At 58.7% G+C, this 21,286-nt stretch carries 22 protein-coding genes and 3 pseudogenes; 13 read left to right on the forward strand and 12 right to left on the reverse strand.

Annotated features, from left to right (window positions below; all coding sequences use genetic code 11):
- Positions 1-4 precede the first annotated feature (4 nt).
- The 7 genes from ccmI to THS5294_RS10400 form a co-directional block, all read right to left on the reverse strand.
- Entirely contained in the window at positions 5-1,156 is a 1,152-nt protein-coding gene (gene ccmI / locus THS5294_RS10370) for a c-type cytochrome biogenesis protein CcmI (RefSeq protein WP_024099399.1), read from the reverse strand.
- On the reverse strand, positions 1,153-1,626 hold the full coding sequence (locus THS5294_RS10375) for a cytochrome c-type biogenesis protein (RefSeq protein WP_024099400.1): 474 nt from the start codon (positions 1,624-1,626) through the stop codon (positions 1,153-1,155). The genes ccmI and THS5294_RS10375 overlap by 4 nt, the downstream gene beginning before the upstream one ends.
- Positions 1,623-2,189 carry a DsbE family thiol:disulfide interchange protein gene (locus THS5294_RS10380; protein WP_024099401.1) on the reverse strand — a complete coding sequence of 189 codons (567 nt, stop codon included), beginning with the start codon at positions 2,187-2,189 and terminating at the stop codon, positions 1,623-1,625. Before THS5294_RS10380 ends, THS5294_RS10375 begins: the two co-directional genes overlap by 4 nt.
- A gap of 8 nt (positions 2,190-2,197) precedes the next feature.
- Complete coding sequence (locus THS5294_RS10385) at positions 2,198-4,198, reverse strand: heme lyase CcmF/NrfE family subunit (RefSeq protein WP_058123702.1); 2,001 nt, start codon at positions 4,196-4,198, stop codon at positions 2,198-2,200.
- A 65-nt stretch (positions 4,199-4,263) separates the two neighbouring features.
- The gene (locus THS5294_RS18600; protein ID WP_233486461.1) at positions 4,264-4,569 is read right to left on the reverse strand and encodes an SHOCT domain-containing protein; all 306 of its coding nucleotides are present in this window, start codon (positions 4,567-4,569) and stop codon (positions 4,264-4,266) included.
- Positions 4,505-5,971 (reverse strand): ATP-binding protein, encoded by a 1,467-nt coding sequence (locus tag THS5294_RS10395; RefSeq protein WP_058123703.1) that lies wholly within the window; start codon positions 5,969-5,971, stop codon positions 4,505-4,507. Before THS5294_RS10395 ends, THS5294_RS18600 begins: the two co-directional genes overlap by 65 nt.
- Positions 5,971-6,693: a response regulator gene (locus THS5294_RS10400; protein ID WP_058123704.1), complete on the reverse strand. Its 723-nt coding sequence runs from the start codon at positions 6,691-6,693 to the stop codon at positions 5,971-5,973. Before THS5294_RS10400 ends, THS5294_RS10395 begins: the two co-directional genes overlap by 1 nt.
- Positions 6,694-6,881: 188 nt before the next feature.
- Between THS5294_RS10400 and THS5294_RS10405 the strand changes: the two genes are divergently transcribed.
- From THS5294_RS10405 to THS5294_RS10435, 7 genes are all read left to right on the forward strand, one after another.
- Positions 6,882-7,355 (forward strand): rhodanese-like domain-containing protein, encoded by a 474-nt coding sequence (locus tag THS5294_RS10405; protein WP_024099405.1) that lies wholly within the window; start codon positions 6,882-6,884, stop codon positions 7,353-7,355.
- Positions 7,356-7,444: 89 nt separating this feature from the next.
- Complete coding sequence (locus THS5294_RS10410; protein ID WP_040104431.1) at positions 7,445-7,882, forward strand: ion channel; 438 nt, start codon at positions 7,445-7,447, stop codon at positions 7,880-7,882.
- Between the two features lie 161 nt (positions 7,883-8,043).
- Positions 8,044-8,493 (forward strand): DUF6010 family protein, encoded by a 450-nt coding sequence (locus tag THS5294_RS10415; protein WP_024099407.1) that lies wholly within the window; start codon positions 8,044-8,046, stop codon positions 8,491-8,493.
- Positions 8,494-8,496: 3 nt separating this feature from the next.
- The gene (locus THS5294_RS10420; protein ID WP_038008367.1) at positions 8,497-9,159 is read left to right on the forward strand and encodes a TVP38/TMEM64 family protein; all 663 of its coding nucleotides are present in this window, start codon (positions 8,497-8,499) and stop codon (positions 9,157-9,159) included.
- 1 nt (position 9,160) lies between these two features.
- Positions 9,161-10,147, forward strand: a complete 987-nt coding sequence (locus tag THS5294_RS10425) for a cation diffusion facilitator family transporter (protein WP_038008366.1) — start codon at positions 9,161-9,163, stop codon at positions 10,145-10,147.
- Positions 10,148-10,153: 6 nt separating this feature from the next.
- Positions 10,154-11,065 carry a sterol desaturase family protein gene (locus THS5294_RS10430; RefSeq protein WP_009807996.1) on the forward strand — a complete coding sequence of 304 codons (912 nt, stop codon included), beginning with the start codon at positions 10,154-10,156 and terminating at the stop codon, positions 11,063-11,065.
- Complete coding sequence (locus tag THS5294_RS10435) at positions 11,062-11,514, forward strand: DUF411 domain-containing protein (RefSeq protein WP_009807995.1); 453 nt, start codon at positions 11,062-11,064, stop codon at positions 11,512-11,514. Before THS5294_RS10430 ends, THS5294_RS10435 begins: the two co-directional genes overlap by 4 nt.
- Positions 11,515-11,519: 5 nt before the next feature.
- Here the strand turns inward: THS5294_RS10435 and THS5294_RS10440 are convergent, their stop codons facing one another.
- Positions 11,520-12,134, reverse strand: coding sequence for a Crp/Fnr family transcriptional regulator (locus tag THS5294_RS10440; RefSeq protein ID WP_052068523.1), 615 nt, complete (start codon positions 12,132-12,134; stop codon positions 11,520-11,522).
- Between the two features lie 27 nt (positions 12,135-12,161).
- Here THS5294_RS10440 and THS5294_RS10445 point away from each other — a divergent pair, with 27 nt between their 5' ends.
- From THS5294_RS10445 to THS5294_RS18065, 3 genes and pseudogenes are all read left to right on the forward strand, one after another.
- Positions 12,162-12,686 (forward strand): hypothetical protein, encoded by a 525-nt coding sequence (locus THS5294_RS10445; protein WP_038008363.1) that lies wholly within the window; start codon positions 12,162-12,164, stop codon positions 12,684-12,686.
- A gap of 106 nt (positions 12,687-12,792) precedes the next feature.
- Positions 12,793-13,116, forward strand: a pseudogene (gene petA / locus THS5294_RS10450) (ubiquinol-cytochrome c reductase iron-sulfur subunit); the annotation flags it as partial.
- Between the two features lie 77 nt (positions 13,117-13,193).
- Positions 13,194-14,810, forward strand: a pseudogene (locus THS5294_RS18065) (ISL3 family transposase).
- Between the two features lie 25 nt (positions 14,811-14,835).
- On the opposite strand, the pseudogene THS5294_RS10465 reads toward THS5294_RS18065, so the two are convergent.
- Together THS5294_RS10465 and THS5294_RS10470 are read right to left on the reverse strand one after the other, a co-directional pair.
- Positions 14,836-15,289 (reverse strand): annotated as a pseudogene (locus THS5294_RS10465) (L,D-transpeptidase); the annotation flags it as partial.
- A gap of 140 nt (positions 15,290-15,429) precedes the next feature.
- Positions 15,430-15,774: a methyltransferase family protein gene (locus THS5294_RS10470; RefSeq protein WP_233486462.1), complete on the reverse strand. Its 345-nt coding sequence runs from the start codon at positions 15,772-15,774 to the stop codon at positions 15,430-15,432.
- A gap of 532 nt (positions 15,775-16,306) precedes the next feature.
- Between THS5294_RS10470 and THS5294_RS10475 the strand changes: the two genes are divergently transcribed.
- Positions 16,307-16,972, forward strand: coding sequence for a L,D-transpeptidase (locus tag THS5294_RS10475; protein WP_058123705.1), 666 nt, complete (start codon positions 16,307-16,309; stop codon positions 16,970-16,972).
- 38 nt (positions 16,973-17,010) lie between these two features.
- Here THS5294_RS10475 and THS5294_RS10480 read toward each other — a convergent pair whose 3' ends face one another.
- On the reverse strand, positions 17,011-17,280 hold the full coding sequence (locus tag THS5294_RS10480) for a hypothetical protein (protein WP_058123706.1): 270 nt from the start codon (positions 17,278-17,280) through the stop codon (positions 17,011-17,013).
- 252 nt (positions 17,281-17,532) lie between these two features.
- Between THS5294_RS10480 and THS5294_RS10485 the strand changes: the two genes are divergently transcribed.
- Together THS5294_RS10485 and THS5294_RS10490 are read left to right on the forward strand one after the other, a co-directional pair.
- Positions 17,533-19,875 (forward strand): heavy metal translocating P-type ATPase, encoded by a 2,343-nt coding sequence (locus tag THS5294_RS10485; RefSeq protein WP_058123707.1) that lies wholly within the window; start codon positions 17,533-17,535, stop codon positions 19,873-19,875.
- 65 nt (positions 19,876-19,940) lie between these two features.
- Positions 19,941-20,450: a L,D-transpeptidase family protein gene (locus THS5294_RS10490; RefSeq protein ID WP_058123708.1), complete on the forward strand. Its 510-nt coding sequence runs from the start codon at positions 19,941-19,943 to the stop codon at positions 20,448-20,450.
- A gap of 33 nt (positions 20,451-20,483) precedes the next feature.
- Here the strand turns inward: THS5294_RS10490 and THS5294_RS10495 are convergent, their stop codons facing one another.
- Positions 20,484-21,266, reverse strand: a complete 783-nt coding sequence (locus THS5294_RS10495; RefSeq protein WP_058123709.1) for a ZIP family metal transporter — start codon at positions 21,264-21,266, stop codon at positions 20,484-20,486.
- Positions 21,267-21,286 lie beyond the last annotated feature (20 nt).

Raw genomic sequence — 21,286 nt, forward strand, 5'->3', positions numbered from 1 at the left:
GCAGTCAGCCGCCGAGCCGCTCGAGCGCAGCGCGGACCGCCGCACGCCGAGGATCATTGGCGGGCTGCTGCTCCAACAGCGCTTCAGCCTTACGGTAGGCCTCAATGGCGCGATCCTGCTCCTGAAGGACGGTATAGGCGTTTGCCAGCCGCATCCAACCATCCAGATCTTCCGGTTCATCCTCAAGACGCCCAGCCAGCCGCGAGACCATCGAGCGGATGAACTCCGCGCGGTCCGCGTCATTCATCTCTGACGCCGCCGCAACATCTGCCGCACTCGGGCCGGGTTGTGATGTCGGCCCGCTGGGTAGATCGACGACCGGGAGGTCGGCGGCCGCTGCAATCCGGTTGATCTGCAAAACGTATGTTTCCATCCAGGGCACGAACGTCTTTTCCTGGTTCAGCCGGGAAACGAGCAGATCGTAGGCCTTACGCGTCTCTTCTTTTTGAAGATGGTAGAGAGACTCGAAATAGGTTGCCGCAGGATTGGATGGGTCAAGTTCCAAAGCGCGATCAATGGCCAATTTCGCCCGTGGAATAACAACGCCATCATTGGCAACCGCGACAGCCTCCGCCAGCATAGAGAATGTCGCGGAGGTGGCATCCTCCCGTTTGGCGACAACTTCAAATGCTTCGACAGCATCAACTGTTCTGCCCATGCGCTGATAGGTCTGGCCCAACAGCATCCACCCTTCGCTGGGGCCGCCGGTCGGATCGGATACAAGCCTTTCGCGAAGTTGTATTGCAAGCGCCGTCACTTCATCAGTCTGTGCGCGCTCCTCTGCACGGGCAGCGAAGGCCATTGAAGGCACCTCAGGCGATCCCATTGTCAGATAGTAGCCCGCGGCAATAACCGGCGCGAGGACCGCCGCGACAACGAGAGTGACTCTGCCGCCATTGCGGGATGATCCGGTTTTTTCTCCCGAATTGCGGGTCGTCGCGAGGATCCGTTTCTTGATTTCGAGTCTGGCTGCTTGAGCTTCCTGTTCAGAAATCAAACCGCGGTCCATGTCTCGTTGAATTTCCCGCATCTGATCGGCAAGGATCGCCGGTACCGCATCTCCTCTGGTGAGAGTGTTCGATTTGGACAGCAGCAGCGGGTAGAGGACAATTCCGACTGCGAGCAGCGTCAGAAGACCGAAAATACCCCAGATCATGACGCATCCCCCGCTTCGTTTCGTCTGAGAATTTCGGACACGGTGTTTTCATCCTCCGAGCCCAAATCTTCAAATGCCTCTTGCTTTCGCCGACTCATCAGTACCCCACCACCAACGAAAACCCCGATGAGGACGAAAGCGATCGGCGCAAACCAAAGCGCGTAGGTCGCAGGCTCCAGAGGCGGCTTCAGCAGCACGTAATCCCCGTACCGCGCCCGAATGTATTCGATCACCTCGGTGTCAGCGTCTCCGGTGACCAGTCGCTCGCGTACGAGCAGACGCAAGTCCCGCGCCACACCCGCGTTCGAGCTGTCGATGTCCTGGTTTTGACAGACGACGCATCGTAGATCCTTGGAAATCTCCCGCGCACGCTGTTCCAATACCGGGTCGCTCAGCATTTCGTCCGGTTCGACCGCATTGGCGGCAAAGGGAAAGAGCCCGATGCAAAACGCGAAAATCAACTGTCTCATAATGCTGCTCCATTTGGCAGTGCGCCTGCTTGCTTCAGGGCTTGCGTGAACCGTTCGACGGCGTCCGGACCGACGACCGGCCCGACATAGCGAAACAAAACGGTACCACCGCCATCGACGATGAAGGTTTCCGGCACGCCTGACAGGCCCCATTCGATCCCGGTGCGGCCCGACAGGTCGGACCCGATCCGCTCGTAGGGATTGCCGAGGTCATTGAGCCACTTCACGGCATCCTCTGGTTTGTCTTTGTAGTTGATGCCGAACAACCGCATGCCCCCGCGTTCGACAAAGCGTGTCAACACGGCATGTTCCGCGCGGCAGGGCACGCACCAGGACGCAAAGACATTGACCACGACCGGTCGTTCGTTGCCGACAAGATCGCTTCGGGCCAGGCCGGGTGTCTCCAACCCCGGCACGGGATCGAGATCGAACGCCGGGGCCGGTTGCGAGATCAGGACGGAAGGGATCTCATTGGGATCCCGGTCGGGATTGAGCCCCCAGAGAAAAAACCCCCCGAATATGACCGCCGCAATAAACGGCAGCCCGGCAGTGAGACGTTTCATCTTCTCTCCTACTCCGCAGGAACAGCATCGCTGGCTGGCTGTTTGGCGCGGCGCGGCGCCCCGACCCTCAAACGGCGATCCGACAAGGACAAACAGCCACCGATCACCAGCAAGATCGAGCTGATCCAGATCAGGTTGACGAGCGGTTCATAGAGGATCCGAAGGGTCCAGGCTCCGGCGTTGTTCACTTGATCGGAGGCCGGCGTTGCAATCGACGTATAGAGATCACCCGCCAATGTGGACCGGATGGCCGACTCCGTCGTCTGACTTTCCGCGACCGGGTAATACCGCCGTTCCGGGAACAGCTTCGTGACCAGTTCGCCATCCCGACGCACCACAAGGGTGCCGCGATCCGCGATGTAGTTCGGCCCTTGAACCTTTGCGGCCCCTTCGAAGGTGATGTCGAACCCGGCGATCGTGACTTCGGTCCCGGGGCCGGCAAAGACGATCTCCTCACTTTTCCATCCGGTCGAGCCGATCATCCCCATCATCAAAACGGCGACCCCGGCATGGGCAAGCGTCATGCCGTGTGACGCACGTGGGAGGTTGCGCGCGCGTCTCGCGCTCTCCGCAAGGGGAACCTCGAACAGGCGGATGCGTAGCGCCCATTCCCGTAGGGTTGCAAAAAGCAGCCACGCTGCACCGAGGATGGCAAGATAGGCCATGATCGGCCCACCGTTCAGAAGATACCATGCGGCCAAAGCTGCGATGACCGCCAGCACGGCCACGAACCGAATGCGATCGAGCAAACCGGCGATATCAGCCCGCTTCCACGACAGGAATGGACCAAGACCCATGAACACGACCAGCGCCAGCATCATCGGAATGAAGGCCGCGTTGAAGAAAGGTGGACCCACCGAGATCTTGTCCCCGGTGACAGCTTCGAGGATCAGCGGATAAAGCGTCCCGAACAGGACCGTTCCCGTAGCGGCGGCCAGAATGAGGTTGTTCACGAGCAGCCCGGCTTCGCGGCTGATCGGGCGAAACAGACCACCCGGCTCCATTTCGGGCGCCCGCCAGGCGTAGAGCGCCAGCGACCCACCGATGGACACGGCCAGCAGACCCAGAATGTAAAGCCCGCGCTCTGGATCGACGGCGAAGGCATGCACGGAGGTAAGCAGGCCGGATCGGACAATGAACGTGCCGAGAAGTGAAAGCGAGAAAGTCAGGATGGCAAGCAGGATGGTCCAGCTTTTGAACGCGTCGCGCTTTTCGGTGACGATGGCGGAATGCAGCAGCGCCGTGCCCAGAAGCCAGGGCATGAAGCTCACGTTCTCGACCGGGTCCCAGAACCACCAGCCGCCCCAGCCCAGTTCATAATAGGCCCACCAAGATCCAAGAGCGATACCTGCCGTAAGGCTGACCCACGCGGCCAATGTCCACGGGCGGACCCATCTGGCCCAGGCTGGATCGACGCGCCCTTCCAGAAGAGCCGCAACGGCAAAGGAAAATACGATGGAGAAGCCGACATACCCGAAATACAAAAGCGGCGGGTGCATGGCGAGACCCATGTCCTGAAGCAACGGGTTGAGGTCATTGCCGTCGAGCGGCGGCGGAAACACCCGCTCGAAGGGGTTCGACGTCAGCAGCAGGAAGGACAGGAAGCCGACGCTGATCCACGCCTGCACCGACAAGGTGCGCGCCTTGGTCTCGGCGGGGATGTTCGATCCGAACCAGGCGACGCCCGCGCCGAACACCGCGAGTATCAGGATCCAGAGCAGCAGCGAACCCTCATGGCTGCCCCAGGTCCCGGCCACCTTGTAGAGCATCGGCTTGAGCGAATGGGAATTCTCGACGACGTTCCTGACGGTGAAGTCGCTGGCGATGAAGGCCTGCATCAGCGCTGCGAAGGCTATGGCCACAAACAGCACTTGTCCTATTGCCGTCGCCTGGGCGGATTTCATCCAGACGGCGTTTCCACGCGATGCACCTGCAATCGGCAGAACGCTTTGAACAAGTGCGAGGACCAGCGCGAGGGCCAGTGCGAAGTGACCAATTTCCGGGAACATGGCGTTCTTTCCTATCCAGTGTCGGTGGGCGTCGCGTCGGACGGCTTTGGCGTCCGCGGCGGGGTCTATTCGTCGAGCGTTGCTTTGCGGTGACGGAACTCTTCTTCGTCGATTTCCCCATTCGCAAAGCGGCGCCGGAGCGCTTCCTGCGCGTCCGAGTCCGGGGGACGGGTGCCATTGTCCCGCAGCCTGAGTACCAGAAACACGATCAATGCGATCACGGCGCCCCAGAAGGCGAGCATCATGAAGCCGCCCATAAAGCCATAGCCTCCGCCCCATATGTGACCTGTCCAGGAGCCTGGACCATCAGCTCGCGCCATGCTGGCGGGCAAGCTGGCCAGCAACGTTGGAATGAGCGTTTTCAGTTTCATCTGTTTCTCCTTCGATTAGTTCGCTTTCATCCAGTGGGATGGTGACAATAGCGCGCAAACCCGCGCTGTTATGGTTGACCAGCTGGATATCGCCGCCATGGGATTGGACGATTGTCCTCGCGATTGAGAGCCCAAGCCCATAACCGCCCGTTTCCAGAGACCTCGATTGCTCGAGGCGATAGAAGGGATCGAAGACCTTTTCCAACTGGTCGACGGGAATGCCGGGCCCATTGTCATCGATGTTGAGTACGAGGTTCGAACCGTGGGTCGCCCAGCTGACTTTTGCGGCACCACCGTAGCGAACGGCGTTCTCAAGCAAGTTCCTCAGTGCCCTTCGGAACGCGTTGGGTCGAAGCCGCACGGCAACATCATCACTCGGGGCAAAGGTGCAGTGTGCCGCCATATCGCTGCACAAGCTGTCCAGAAAATTGCGCAGATCGACCACTTCGGAGCCTTCTGATCCGGTAAGGCCCCGTGCAAAGGTGAGCGTCGCTTCGACCATACTCTGCATCTCTTCGACCGATGCGATGAGGCTGTCCCGCGTCTCTTCTTCGTCAACCAGCTCCGCGCGGACACGCATAGCAGTCAACGGCGAGCGTAAATCGTGACCAAGCGCTGCGAGCATCCGTGTCCGATCACTGACAAACCGGGTCAGCCGTCGTTGCATGCGGTTGAAGGCGACGGTCAGATCCCTGACCTCGGTCGGCCCTGCGACGGTCAATTCAGGCACATCCTCGCCCCGGCCAAGATGGTCCGAGGCCTTCGACAGGTGCCGCAAAGGACGCGTCAGGCGCGTCATGACAAACCAGAAAATCGCCACCAAAAGCAGTCCGGCGGAAATTCCAAAGGTCAGCATCGAATAGAAAGGCCATTGGATTGGTGGACGCTCGAACCGCGTTCCGACATTCAGCCAACGCGCTCCCTTAATGGCGATCGACAGGTTCATTTCAACCGCTGTCAACTCTCCGCGCATCATCGCGAGATGCATTTCCGTCATTTCGTCAGAAAGATTGGGCAAGGGCCTCAATTCGCCCTCGATCTCGTGCAGTTCAACGCGAATATCGCGGCTGTAGCTATCGTCCATTAGCGCACGGATACGCCCTTCAACAAGGTCGCCATGCGAATGACTGGTGTGTTCCACACTCGGAGCGTCTGACAGATCAAACCGGATAAGTGGTGAATTTGCCGCGCGAAGGATGGAATTCTGCAGGTCCAACGGGGCCTCTTCGATCAACCGCGCCACATTCGCTGCGCGTCCAGCAGCCTCGAACCCCAAAGCAGCACGGATGGCCAGGCTGCGCTCGTCAGCGAACAGGAACAGGCTGATCGCCTGGGCCACGACAAGTGCCGCGACCACAAGCAGGATCAACTGGCCGCTCAGAGATCTCATCGCACGGCGCATCACGGCGCATCCTCGACATCGGCAGCCAGGCAGTATCCGCCGTTCCGCACAGTCTTGATGACACTCGGTCGCAATACATCCGGCTCGATTTTGCGACGGAGGCGGCTGATCTGATTGTCGATGGTGCGATCCATCGGGCCTGCCGTCCGACCAGCGGTCAGGTCAAGCAACTGGTCACGGCTGAGCACCATCCTCGCGCGTTCCAGCAGGACCGCCAGCAATTTGAACTCGGAGGTCGTCAATGGCGTTTCGGTTGCGGCCTCGTCAATCAGCACCTGCCGGTCGGTATCCAGTATCCAGTGCGCAAAACAAATCTTCCTCCCAGCCAGGGTTCCGGCCACGGGTTCGTCGCGGTTGCTTCTCCGAAGAACCGACTTGATGCGGGCGAGCAGTTCTCGTGGATTGAATGGCTTGGCGAGATAATCGTCCGCACCGATTTCCAGCCCCACGATCCGATCCGTTTCCTCACCAAGCGCCGTTAGCATGATGATCGGAAGATCACCTTCTGGCGCAAGTCTGCGGCAAACCGACAAACCGTCCTCGCCCGGCATCATGACATCGAGCACGAGCAGGTCGAAGTGACCGGTGGCCAGCTTGGCATCCATCTCCACGGCATCCCTGGCGACGGTCGTGCGCATTCCGTTCTTCTCCAGAAAGCGCGCGACGCTTTCACGTATTTGTGCGTGGTCATCCACGATAAGGATATGAGGTGGCGGTCCCATGGTGTCTTTCCTAAATCATCGTTGCATCGTGTTTCATGGGCAGAATTGTAGCCATTTGTATCAGGTCAGTCCCTTGCTACAGATGGATACAAATCTGTGCCTGCACCGTGTCGTGCTCCCGGGTAGCGTTGCTGGCATGTTATGTGACCTTTGGGATCGCAACCGATCAAAGGATGAGGTTTTCGAATATGGCTCTTGATTTGAACCGGCGCCGTTTCATTCTGGGTGCTCATATGACGGTGCTGACCGTCACGGCGTCACCGCTGCTGGCGCAGAGCCGATCTGTCTGGTCGGCAGAGAATGCCTTTGACGCGCTTCTATCGGATACGGCGCGGATCATCGATGTCAGAACGCGCGAAGAGTGGCAAGAAACCGGCGTAGGTGCTGGTGTATGGCCGATAAGCATGCACGCGTCCGGTTTTCCGGACCGATTGTTCAGGGCGAAGGAACTGAGCGGTGATCGCACCGTTGGACTGATCTGCGCCACTGGCGGACGCTCCGCATCGCTGCTTCGAGCGTTAAGACAAGCTGGTTATTCGGGCTACGCCGATATCTCGGAAGGGATGTTGGGATCAGGCGAAGGGCCTGGCTGGATCGCATCGAACTTGCCGACCGTTCCGGTGGATGTCGCCCTGAACGGGTTGCCCCCCGCGTTGGCCTGACCTGTGAAGAATCAATCGGTCCAGTTGTGCTAAAAAGCCTGATGTATGGTCAGATTGACCTGTTTGAATAGGAAGACGGGTTTGGGGGTATGACCGAGTTGATGGCCATGTTTGTCGGAATATGCGCGGCGATCCTGATGGGAATTGTCCATCATTATGCGTTGTCGGGCATTCTGAAGTTTTCCCCGCAGCGGTCGGATGGCTCCGGCTTTCGGATCATCCTGACGTTTTCCGCGTTGCTGTTGCTGCACGTATTGGAACTTGTGACGCTCGCCGTGTTCAACACGATGGTGGTGGCAAGCGTTCTGCCGCAATCGTTCAGCAACAGCCCGCCGATGTTTCAGGATGTTCTCTATGTTACGGGCATCTCGTTCTCGACCCTTGGCTATTCGTCCATAGAGGTGGTCGGGCCCTTTCGACTGTTGCTGATGCTGCAATCGCTTTTGGGCTTCATGTTGCTGACCTGGTCAGCGACGTTTCTTTACTCAGCCTGCCAGCAAGTCTGGCAGAAGGCGAAAGATGACTGAAAATCGCCACGCGCGTCGGACATGAACCGGGCGTCAGCGTCAAATGCGTCCTGATATCGGTCCTTTGACCTCCCCGTGGAACGGTTGAGTGAGCGCCGCGTTGCGCGCGTGGATGAATAACCCTTGACCTTCCAGTTGCTGGAATCCCTAGGTACCAAGCCATGGCACAGATTTTCAAAAAGACAGGCGATCACTTATCGCACCATCGACACGGGGATATCTTGAAATTTCCCGTATGGGTTGGCGTGTTGATTGTCTTGCTCTCAATGCCGGCTCACTTGTTTTTGGATGAAAAGAGCTCGATAGCTCTTGCTTCGATCACGCTTGCTTTGATTGGCGGTGCCTATATCGGCTTTGGCGCCGCGGACGGCAGAGCGCGCGTGTTCTGGGCAGAGCTCGCCGTGGCCCTTTTGTTCGGCTCGGCAGCCTTCCTGGGGCTGATATGGCATTGGGCCTTCCTCCCCTTGGGCTTGGCCCTGCACGCCCTTTGGGACATGTCACACCACAATTCTTATCGTCTCGCCCGGATTCCGAACTGGTATATACCATTCTGCGTGGCCTTTGACCTTTTGGCAGCGACGTTCTTCGTTCTGCTCTATGCCGTGTTTTGATCCATGATGATGCGCGTTCTTCTTATTGCGGTGTTCCTGATGGGAGTCGTCGCATTGGCCTTCCCGGACGTCCTTGGCGTTGACATTCGCCTGCCGGATCGCGCGGAAATTGACCGCTGGATCGAGGCGGCAGGTCTTGCCGGACCAATTGTCATCGTGGCGCTTATGACAATCGCTATCGTGGCAAGCCCCCTGCCCTCGGCGCCGATCGCACTCGCCGCCGGAGCGGCTTATGGACACACGTACGGGACGCTCTTCGTCGTTCTAGGTGCGGAACTCGGTGCGCTTGCCGCCTTTGGTCTGGCCCGCGGCCTGGGTCGTCCCTTCGTTGAGCGTCATCTCGGTCAGAAGATTAACGCAGGCCTGTTCGGGTCCCAGAACACTCTGACCTTCCTGGTCTTCGGCAGTCGCCTGCTGCCGTTTCTGTCCTTCGATATGATCAGTTACGCCGCAGGTCTGAGCAAGCTGCATCTTTGGAGGTTCGCGCTGGCCACGATGGCCGGGATTATTCCCGCAAGTTTTTTGCTCGCTCACATGGGCAGCCAGGCGATGAACGGAGATGCCCGCACCGCCACATGGACCGCGCTTGCGCTCGGTGGCTTTACGGGCCTGTCGGTTCTCTTTGCCGCGACGCGAAAGACCGGTACGCAACGGGAGGAGAGCTGATATGGCCAATCATTCTCACGCTGGACACATGCCGAGTTCCGGCAAGGCCCTTGTGATTTCTGCCTGGCTCACCGGCGTCTATTTCATGATTGAACTCGCCGTCGGGCTCTGGACCGGCTCGATCGCCGTCCTGTCGGATGCGTTTCACACCCTGTCGGCGGTTGGCGGTGTTCTCGTGGCCATCATCGCGAAGCGGATTGCGCGCCGTCCAGCGGATTCGGCGCGCAGTTTCGGATGGTACCGCGCCGAGATCATCGGCGCGCTGGTGAATGGCAGCTTTCTTCTCGGCATGGCGCTTCTGGTGATCTGGATGGGCGCGATTCGGCTCGGAAATCCGATCCACCTGGCCACGGGCCCAATGCTTTGGGTCGCCTTCGGTGGCCTGGTCACAGAGGTCATCTCGCTGGGGCTGATGTGGCAATCGAGCAAAGACGATCTGAATGCCCGCGGCGCGCTCTGGCACATCATCCAGACCTTTGTCGGCAGCCTCCTGATCATCGTGACCGCTCTCGTGATCGAGTTCACCGGCTTTCTCGCGATCGACCCGATCCTCGGCATGGCGTTCGGGGTGGTTCTCCTCTGGGCCTCCGTCGGCGTAATCAAAGAAGCGGTCCACATTCTCATGGAAGGCACGCCCGAGGGAACGGATCTCGACGCTGTGATGGCGGATCTGAACCACCAGGACGGGGTTGTGGATGTTCACCACGTGCATGCTTGGACGCTGACCAGCGGCAAACACGCGTTTTCCGCCCATATCCGCCATAGGGCACCCGCCGAGGCCGCGCACTTGCTGAACAGGGCCTATCGACGGCTGACGGAGCAGCATGGGTTTCACATGGTCACGCTGCAGCTCGAAACCGAGTGTCTCGACGAGCGCCACGCGCTGGATGTTGATATAGTCCAGATAGCGGCTGCAAAGGCTGCGCAAGAAAAGACTGATGTGCGAGATGCGCATCCGCACCCAAGCCCTAACACAGAAGGGCCATAGACTGTGATGGACACGATACTTGCCGCAGAGCCGGAGATTCGTCTGACGGCGTTTTTGAGTGTGCTGGCCGCCATGGCGCTTTGGGAACTCGCCGCCCCGCGTCGGCGGCGTGACATTCCGCGTGTCATCCGTTGGTCGAACAATCTGGCTCTTGTCGTGATCGATACGGCGATCCTGCGGTTGTCTTTCCCAATCCTGGCCGTTGGTCTGGCGGTCATGGGCGAGGAGCGGGGTTGGGGTTTATTCAACACTATCGGCGCGCCGTATTGGTTGGCCGTTGTCCTGTCCATGCTGCTTCTCGATCTGGCCATCTATTTGCAACACGTCATGTTCCATGCCGTCCCTACGTTGTGGCGTCTGCACCGGATGCACCACGCGGACCTCGAGTTCGACGCCACAACGGGATTGCGCTTTCACCCGATTGAGATCCTTATCTCGATGGCGATCAAGCTAAGCTTGGTCGCAGCGCTTGGTCCGCCCGCCGTCGCGGTTTTGTTGTTCGAGATCATCCTCAACGCCACGGCACTCTTCAACCATGCCAACATCAACCTGCCGAGACCAGTCGACCGGTGGCTCAGATGGATCGTCGTCACACCCGACATGCACCGCGTGCATCATTCTGTCGATCCGCGCGAAACCAACTCAAACTACGGCTTCAACCTGCCGTGGTGGGACCGCCTCATGGGTACTTACGTTGCCCAGCCCGCGAAGGGCCACGAGGGAATGACGATCGGCATCGAGCAGTTTCGCACGACGCGCGACCTCTGGGTCGACAAGATGTTGATCCAGCCCCTTCGCGGGCCGGCAAGCGGGCACGCCCTGGATGCACCCGCCCTCTCGCCGACAGAGCAGGAACAGCCTCTGGACTCTCAAACACACAGTTCTACGGTCTCGGATACTTCAAAAAGGAACACATGATGAAAAGACGCACATTTTTGCTGGCCGGAGCGGCTGCCACACTCCCCCTGCGAGCACTGGCCAACACAGAACCGGTCATTAAAGTCCTGAAAACCCCCACCTGCGGGTGCTGTACCGCCTGGGTCGATCATGTCCGGCAAGCGGGCTTCACGGTCGAGGCGCAGGATGTCGATCAGGATGCGCTTTATGCGTTCAAAGACCGGCTACAAATCGCTCCGGAACTTGCTGGATGTCACACGGCGATCATAAGTGACTATTTTATCGAGGGCCACGTGCCTGCCGCGGACATCACGCGGCTGCTGGCAGAACAACCGGTGGCGCGCGGGTTGACGGTTCCCGGCATGCCGATGAGTTCGCCCGGCATGGGCGGTCCCGGGGCTGGTGACACTTTTGATACCTTGCTTGTCGGCTCCGACGGGGTGACCTCGGTCTTCGCGAGCCACAGCTGATCGGGTCATGGGCGCAGGTGATAAATCCCGCGGGCGGGGTTTTTGACCCGCCCGTCCTGCACAAGCTTTCGCAAGGCCCTGTAGGTCGCCTCATGGCTCAGCTGTAATCGGGCGGCGAACTCGATCACGGAGCCGTCGAGCAGGCCCGCGACCAACCCCGCCAACACCCGGTCTTCTGCACGCCGGATACCCACGATCTCAAGCATCTGTCTTTGTGCCTGTATCTGCTGAGCCGCCTGGCGACCAAAAGCGCGCGCAAACTCAGGGTCGGCGAAGGCGTCCAAAACGGCATCCTTTTCGATCCGGATCAGCGTCCCTGCCTGAACGAAAACAGCATCGCAATGATAGACCTCTGAAAACACGGAAGCTTCGGCAAAGCTTGTTCCGGCTTGGGCACGGTGAATGATGAACCGCTCGCCATCTGGGCCGACCCGCTCGAGATACACGCGCCCGGTTTGCACGACATAGAGACCGTGGGTGGGACCGCCTTGGTGAAACATGATGTCGCCAACCGCGCCGGAAAAAGGGCGCAGGGCTGAACTCGGGATAAGATCATAGGGGGCTGGCAACATATGATTGCAATCATATTGCGATACGCCCGCCCCTGCTAGCGTAAACATGACAGCACCCCATTGAAGGACCCGTCCATGCGTCTCATTTCCCTCCTCCTTGCCATACTGATGGCCGCACCCGTGGCCGCTCAGCACGCCCATTCCGCGACTGGCCATGACATGGGTGGACCGCAGGAAACCGGGCAATCGGCCTTTGCCGCCCTGGCGGAGATCGTTGCGATCCTGCAGGCCGATCCCGAGACAGATTGGGAGCGGGTCGATATCGACGGATTGCGCCGCCATCTGGTCGATATGGATCTTCTGACCCAAGAGGCCGTGGTCACCCGCACCCTGCGGCCGGAAGGGGCCCGGTTCGAGATTCGGGGCACCCCCCGTGTTCTCGAAGCCATCCGCGCCATGGTGCCCGCCCATGCGCCCTTTCTTGCGGCTGAAACCGGCTGGGACGTTGTCACGGAGGAACTCGAAGATGGCGTGGCGCTCAGTGTCGATGGCGATGCCGCTCAGATTCAGGGACTTGGTTTCTTTGGCCTGATGACCATCGGGGCGCATCACCAGGAGCACCACCTCATGATGGCAAAAGGCGCAGCCCCGCACCATTGACGCGCCGACACGGCTTGTTTGTTGATCCGTAGAGAGGTGCACTGACAAAACGTTACATCTCGCGTGTTGACCTTCCCGCGCGGGAGACATGGACACATGTCCCGTGATGGAAGCGTCAGAGGATACCGCGCGCAGGGATTTCCTGTATTACGCAACGGCCGGGGCGGGGGTCGTGGCCGCAGGGGCCGCGCTCTGGCCACTGGTGAACCAGATGAACCCTTCCGCCGATGTCCGCGCCTTGGCACAGATCACTGTCGACATTTCCGATCTCGCGCCTGGAACGCAATTGACCGTCAACTGGCGCGGAAAACCTGTCTTTATCCGTCATCGCACAGAGGCAGAAATGGCTCAGGCTCGGGCAGAGGCGGTCTCTGACCAGCCTGACGGCAAGGCGCGCAACCCCAATCTGCCCGCCGATGCGCTGGCGTCGCGTAGCCCTTAATTGGGCTCTGCCTCACTTTGTGTGGCGCAACTATCCTGAAACAGGAAAATTCAGGAGGGATGGTTGTGAGCTCGAAGAAGCATTGGTCGCCCGGGGCCGAAGTTTCGGTTCAATGCGTTGAGCGAAGTGATTTCGGCGGGTGGATCGTATCGGGCAGTCTGACACCAAGCGGCATCTGCCCAGACTGTGGATTGCATTCACGCCGACGTCACGGCTGGCGGCGTCGGCGGTTGCAGGATTATCCCGCCCATGGAGAGGAGGTAACGGTTGATCTCGCGATTTGCCGTTGGCGATGTTTGGCACCCGCTTGCCCACGCCGGACTTTCGCAGACCAACTCACCTCGATTGCGCATCCGTTTGCACGTAGCACTTCGCGTGTCGGGGAGATTGTCAGTCATCTTGGGCATGCAACCGGCGGACGGCCTGCCGAACGGCTCTTGCACCGTTTGGGCCTTGGGGTCAGCGATTACACGGTGCTCAGGCAGTTGAAAAAGCGTGCTCAGGGCACCGCCAAGCCGCCGACGGTCATCGGGATTGACGACTGGAGCTGGCGGAAGTCGCAAACCTACGGCACGATCATTGTGGATCTGGAGCGTCGCGTGGTGATCGACATTCTTGAGGATCGAGATGTCGTCACCTGCACCAACTGGCTCAAGCGACACCCCGAGGTGAAAGTGATTAGCAGAGATCGGTGTGGTCTCTACGCCTAGACTGCACGGCAAGGGGCACCGCAGGCGAAGCAGGTCGCTGATCGGTTCCATATCGTGCAAAACCTGCGGCAGGCCATTGAGGAGCAAATGAACCTCCACGGCCCTGAGACCGGCAGAGCGCTGCTGGCCGACGCCGACAATATCACCGCAGCCGGCAGCCTTCTGAAGTCACGCCTTGCGCACAGGACATCTCGGGAAGAGATTTTCACCACCATCCATGCGCTCCGAAATCAGGGGCTTAACTGTAGCGAGATCGGGCGACGAACAGGGTTCCCGCGCCGCAGCATCGCGAAATGGCTGCAGTTCGAGACGCCACCGGACCGCAAACAGGCCGCTTTGAAACCGACTTCGCCGTGGTACTTTGAAGAATTCCTGAGCCAAAGCTGGAAGGACGGCATTCGAACAGGCAGCGCCCTGTACCGTATGATCCAAGAGCGTGGTTACGAGGGGAGTCAGTCGCATTAAAAGCGGCTGGGGGCGGGCGGGCGCAGAGCCGAAAAGCAAACGAAGGGCCCCGCCGTGGAGCACCAGATCCTGGAGCCGGTCCGGGGCCCGGAAACGGGGCATGCGATCTCTCCGGTCATTGCGGCCGCGCTGTGCATCAAACCCAGCGGAAAGCTCACCTCGGATCAGGCGCGGAAAGTCGACACGCTCAAAGCCGGTTCTCCCGCCTTCACAACGATGCGCAGCCTCGCCATGCGTTTCAACGGTATCATGCGTGGCCGCCAAGCGGGTCCGCTCCCTGCATGGATCGACGACGCCATCGAAACCGGCCTGACGCCCATTGTGCGCTTCGCCCGCACCTTGAACCGGGACTTCAATGTGGTCAAAAAGGCGATCGAGATGCCCTGTAACAACGGCCAGGCGGAAGGTCAGATCAACCGCCTGAAAACCCTCAAGCGCGCCATGTACGGCCGAGCCGGTCCAGAATTGTTGCGGGCGAGAATGCTACCGTTCCGCCACACAGATTGAGGCAGAGCCCAATTAAAGGCTACGCGACACAACCGTTTGATGACTGGCGCCCGATCTTGCGTGTGTCCCCGGTCCCGTGCACCCGGTAATACAGCCACGACAAATAAAGCACGTGGGTTCCAAGCGGGTTGTCAGGACCCGGCGGCCAATAGTCAGGCCATTCGGGGTTGCGCTCTTTCATTGATGGAGTGGGCCGCCAACTGGGCCTCTCCACCTTCCTTATAACCTCTGTATATCCTCGGCGGGTCAGCTCTTCCGAGGCGGGGACACTTGAAGGGTAGAGTTTGTAAACACTTTCGTCTTCCGACCAGTACTGGACTGCACGCGAGTCAATGTCGCACATAATTGCACCGTGCTGAAGGTTATCGAAGTGGTCTTGCCAGGGATCCGCACTGAAGGACAGAAATATTTCTGCGTACCGCCGAGGGCTCCTGCTCCTGAGCACGGAGAAGGGAAGGTGTTCCCAGAAGTCCGATCATAGTTGTCGAGACGAACTGGCACCGTGTTTTCTTTGAATCAGTAATATACTTTGCCTCGCCCTTTTGTTGATGAACGGATACGACCTCTAGCTGCTAGAGCTTCAACCGAAAATTGATGACGTTCTCGTGAGGCGGCGAGACTAGAGATATCTACGTGTTTCAGCGCAATAGTTGCGATACTTGGTGCCGTATTGTTCGCACAGCCATGGCTCTTCTGCGAGCGGGGCAAGGGCCAGCGCGGCAACTCCAACGATGACGACAGGCCAAACCCAAGGTGAGGCGAAGAGAAGACCCAAACCTATTAGGATGGCCATGTCGGCAAGATACTGCGGATTCCGAGAGAAACGGTAGAGACCCGAAGTGATCAGCTCGTCTCTCACCCCACTGGTGGCTTTCAGTCCAATGATGAATGCCCCCCACCAGGCGATCAGATTTCCGATTGCGATCAAGAACGGCCCGACTGCCCAACGGAGCGCGTTGGGCATAGAAGCGGATTTCCAATGGAGGCGGTGTAAATTGTATGTTTAAAATCAATAATTTACGTGGCGAAATTTTTGGTGTGTGCGCAAGTGTGTTTTTGGTGTCATTTTAAGTGTAGGGCGGAAATGCTGTGTTGGACACGGTAGTCTTAAGAGTTTGATTCTAACACACTGTTCAACATTCAAAAAGACGCAAGACTGGACACGGACTAAATAAAATGGACGTTCACTCGGACTATTGTTTATGGCCGAAGTGCGGGACTTTCCAGCCTTTTGCTCACGCAGCTATTGCTGACGCAGCATCGCTTTGCACATGCAGCGATCGCCTTGCTGCGTTGCCGCCCAAGTCACGGAAGCGGCCATTGCTTTCCGGCTTCCATGGCGTGACCTAATGTCGTCAGATTGCAAATGTACATACACAAGCCCGTGTGAAGCCAAGAATCTTATTAAAGCTCTAGTTGGTGTAGGCTGTATCTGTTTAATGGAGCCTTCGGGACCCAACCGGTCAATTGACGATCAAGACGGAGACGGATTTAGAATGTTAACCAGACGCCATTTCATAGCGACCAGCGCAGTCCTGTTTTCTGCGCCAATTTCAAACCCTGTCTTTGCCAATTCCTGGCCGACGGCATCGCAAAAGGCGGCTTGGGATGCGCAGGTGACACCTGCAAACTTCGATCTCGAGACGTCGAACCCTTGGGGATTGCAACCGCGTTTCATGCCGCGTCGGGTTGAAGCCAGGTCTGGTCTGAAACCCGGCGACATCCATGTCGATGCGGTCGCGCGGTATCTCTATCACATCGAGGAAGGCGGCACGGCCATGCGTTACGGCGTGGCGATTGCGCGCGGCAATCTCTACGAGCCGGGGACTTACTCGATCCGTCGCAAGGTCGAGTGGCCACATTGGACGCCGACGAAATCGATGATCGAGCGCGATCCCGCAGCTTACTCTCAGTTTGCGAATGGCCAGGAACCTGGCCCTGACAATGCCCTCGGCTCACGTGCGATCTATCTTTTTGTCGGAGAGCGAGACACCTATTTGCGTATTCACGGAACACCGTCGCCCCGGTCAATAGGTGGACGGGCGAGTTCGGGGTGCGTCCGGATGGTTATGGCCCATATCAATGAGCTTTACCCTCGGGTCACCATTGGTTCGACAGCGTTTTTGTATTCAGCGGAAGACAGCGTAACCGCGCGCGGCTAGTTCTCAGCTTAGCGGTTAGGCCCGTTCAGCCGCCAAGGCTACGCGGTCGGCTTGACGCAGATCGGATTGCCGCCCGATGTCCTGAGCGGCAAGAGCGTGTCCTCGACCGGCCCGGAATGCATGTACCAGTAGCAATTGTCTTCAGGCCTCAGTCGCGCTGTTGCGAGATCCTGGTTTGAAGCCGCGAGCGCCACGATTTGCTCCGGGACCGGCGGCAGCGCGCCAGAGCCTTGTGAATTCGAGATGGTTTCCGAGCAGGCTCCGAGCGCCACACCGAGAAGGATAAAAATTGCGCTCCGTGTGTACATAAACTCACTGTCCTGCTGCTTTGAATTCTTAGATGCGTCTTTCTTGCATCCGGCGGAATGCGGTGCAACGCAAAGGCAAGATCACAGGCGGATTTCCTCAGGAAAGTGACCGAAACTAAATGGTTTCGACCCAAACCACCTGAGTTCACCCCATTAACCACGCGGCTATCTGTAAGACCGAACTTTTCTCTTGAACCTCTAGTTGCTGTAGGGCGTAAGACTTCCCCATAATTGCGAATCCGAGGATAATCCATGCCACATGACGGTGCTCAAAACAGCCACGACCATTCTCCTGTATCTGAGGACGCGTGCGGCAGTTGTTGCGGAGGACAGGCCATTGAGCCAACGAACGTTCAAGCCTCGGACGGCCGCAGTTTCCATGTCAGCGGCCTGGATTGTGCCGAAGAGGTTTCAATCCTGAACCGGGTCGTCGGACCGGAAGTCGGTGGCACGGAGTATCTCGCGTTTGACGTAATCAATGCGCGCATGACAGTTCTGGAAGGCGGAAAGAACCCGTCGTCGGACAAGATCATTGACGTCGTTGCGACCACCGGGATGACGGCCAAACCCTGGGATGCCCAAGACGCCAGCACGGATCAGGCCGCACATTTGAAGAAACAAAAACTGTTCACGATGCTCAGCGGCAGCTTCTGGGCGGCGGGGTTCATCTACCACATCATTGAGACTGGGTTCGGGGGTGCCATCGGATTGTTCTCGGGCCATGGTGATGCGCCGATGCCCATGGCAGAGGCGGGACTGTTCGCAATAGCAATACTGTTTGGCGTTTGGCTTGTCGCACCCAAAGCGTGGTCGTCGGCGCGTCGGCTTTCTCCAGACATGAACCTCTTGATGGTGGTCGCCGTGGCCGGGGCCATCGGGCTTGGCGAGTTTTTCGAAGCCGCAACAGTGGCGTTTTTCTTTTCGCTTTCACTCTATCTTGAAAGTTGGAGTGTGGGGCGCGCGCGCAATGCTGTGTCAGCGCTTCTCGACCTAGCACCCCCGACAGCCCGTGTGCTCTATGACGATGGCTCAGAGGCCGACGTTCCCGCTACGGCTGTAGCTGTCGGTGCGCGGTTCATCGTGCGCGGTGGCGACCGTATTCCCCTCGACGGGGAAGTTATCGACGGGGCAGGGGCCGTCGATCAGGCCCCCATTACGGGTGAAAGCGCCTTGGTGCCAAAAGAAGCGGGCGATGATGTCTACGCCGGCACCATCAATGGCGAGGGCACTTTAACTGTACGGGCAACGAAAGCTGCCTCCGACACGGTCTTGTCCAAAATCATCCGCATGGTGGGCGATGCACATTCACGCCGCGCCGAGGTCGAACAATGGGTGACGAAGTTCGCCCGCATCTACACACCGATCGTGATGGCACTCGCCATTCTTATGGCCCTGATACCCCCGCTAATCGCAGGCGGGAACTGGGGCTTCTGGTTCTACAACGCGCTGGTTCTGCTGGTCATCGCCTGCCCATGCGCCTTGGTGATCTCGACCCCGGTCTCTATCGTCGCTGCCCTCGCGGCCTCGGCGCGCAACGGCGTTCTAATCAAGGGTGGCGCCTATGTCGAAGCGCCCGGTCGCACGACGGCGCTTGCGATGGACAAGACCGGCACGATCACGATGGGAGAACCGGAAGTCGCTGCGGTCTATCCGATTGGTGAGACGTCCGAGCGCGACCTGCTTATGCGCGCCGCCGCGCTTGAAGCAAGATCGTCACACCCGCTGGCGCGGGCAATTCTGAGCCGTGCAGAACAAGACGGCTTGTCCGTTTCCGCAGCCGACAACACACGCACCGTGCCGGGCCGCGGCCTCGAAGGAGACATGGGCGACCAGTCCATTTGGCTGGGGTCAGACCGATTTGCCGAAGAAAAAGGGTTCGGGTCCGCAATTCCATCTTATTTGCGCGATCGCATCGAAGGGGCAGGCAACACGCTGGTCGCCGTTGGGGACGCGGCTGGCGTTAGCGGTGTGCTTGAGCTGCGTGATCGGATTCGACCCGACGCCAAGGGCATTGTTGCGCGGCTGCACGCTCAAGGTGTGAAGAAAATCGTCATGCTTACCGGGGATAACGCGGCCACGGCACGGGCGGTGGCTGCTGAGGTCGGCATCGACGAGGTGCGCGCGGAACTGCTGCCCGAGGACAAGGTCACGGCCATCGAAGAACTGGTGGCGGAGTATGGAACTGTCGCGATGATCGGGGATGGCGTGAACGATGCGCCTGCAATGGCGCGCGCACATTACGGGATCGCCATGGGGGCGGTGGGATCGGACGCCGCAATTGAAACGGCTGACATCGCGCTGATGACCGATGACATTGGAAAGGTTCCCTGGCTGATCGGCCATTCCAGACGGACCATGTCGATCATCAAACAGAACATCGTTCTGTCACTTGCCACCAAAGCAGTGTTTGTTGTCGCGACCGCTTTTGGCATGGCCTCGATGTGGGGCGCAATCGCCGCTGACGTGGGTGTATCTCTTCTCGTCGTTGCAAATGCTCTGAGGCTGCTGCAAGTCCAAGATGACAACGCCGAGCCGCGTGGAGGAGAACCTTTGCACAAAGAAATGACAAAGGGAGTTTTGGCGCACGGGCATTGATCGAGCGCGAGCTTCGCGATATTCAGTTTTTATATCAGACCTCAAAAACGAGGCATCGATCAGTGATGTTAAGGAAATTTCCAAGAAGATGGTTCTTGCTGGGCGGTGTGGCGGCCTTTCTTTCTGGATGTGCGAACAAATTCCGTTCCTATAGCGGGCCAGAAGTGACCCGCGTGCGCCTTTACAAGTCGGAAAGACTTCTGGTCCTCGATGGCGCGCAAGGTGTGCTTAAAACCTATCCAGTCGGCCTTGGCTTCGCGCCGGACGGACACAAGCAATTTGAGGGCGATGGGCGCACGCCTGAGGGTGCGTACATGATCGACCGCCGCAATCCGAACAGCCTGTTTCATTTGTCGATTGGCATTTCATACCCAAACGAAGCCGACCGTGCATTTGCTGCGGCGCAGGGCAAATCGCCCGGAGGCGACATCTTCATTCATGGCGGTCCGCGAAAGGGCATCGACCCAACAGACAAGCAGGACTGGACCGCAGGCTGCATCGCCATCACCGACCGGCAAATCGAAGAGGTTTATGCGATGGTGCGCGATGGAACGCCCATCAACATTTATGCATAAGTCCCGTTCTCATGCCCGTCACGACTATTGGGACTAACCAAGCCAGACGTCCAAGAACAGCATGATGACCAACCCAATGGCGAGACCAAGCGTGGCTTTGTTCTGGTGTCCGCTTCTGTGCGTCTCGGGAATGATTTCATGGCTGATGACGTAGAGCATCGCACCTGCTGCGAAGGCCAGTCCCCAAGGCAGGAGCGGTTCGGAGATCGTGATGATGCCCGCACCCAGCAAACCACCAATGGGTTCCACCATGCCCGTTAATGCGGCAATCCCCCAAGCACGGACCTTGGAATACCCTTCTCCCAAAAGTGACACAGCGACGGCCAGTCCTTCAGGTGCGTTCTGCAAACCAATTCCAATGGCAAGTGGCATGCCTCCGGACACACCGTCCGCGCCAAAGCCAACACCCACCGCGAGGCCTTCCGGAAAGTTGTGGATCGTGATGGCGATGATGAACAGCCACACTCGGCGCAGAGATGCGGCCTCCGGCCCTTCGCGCCCGGTGCTGAAATGCTCATGCGGCAATTTCTCATTCATCAGCGCCACGGCCCCCATTCCCAGAAGAATGGCCACACAAACGATGGCTGCCGGGGCCGCCTCGTTCACATATCTTATTTCGGCAGCATCAAGCGCAGGAATAATCAGCGAAAAGAACGACGCCGCCAGCATGACACCCGCAGCGAAGCCAAGCGAAAGGTCGCGCGTCGCACGCGATGGTATCCGTCCAAAGAGCACGGGTATTGCACCAACAGCTGTCATTGAGCCAGCTACTAGGCTGCCCAGAAACCCGAGCATGATAGGGGAGAGAGTATCCAAATTCAGGTCTTTCTACATTG

This window comes from Thalassobacter stenotrophicus, from assembly GCF_001458315.1.
Classification (GTDB): domain Bacteria; phylum Pseudomonadota; class Alphaproteobacteria; order Rhodobacterales; family Rhodobacteraceae; genus Thalassobacter; species Thalassobacter stenotrophicus.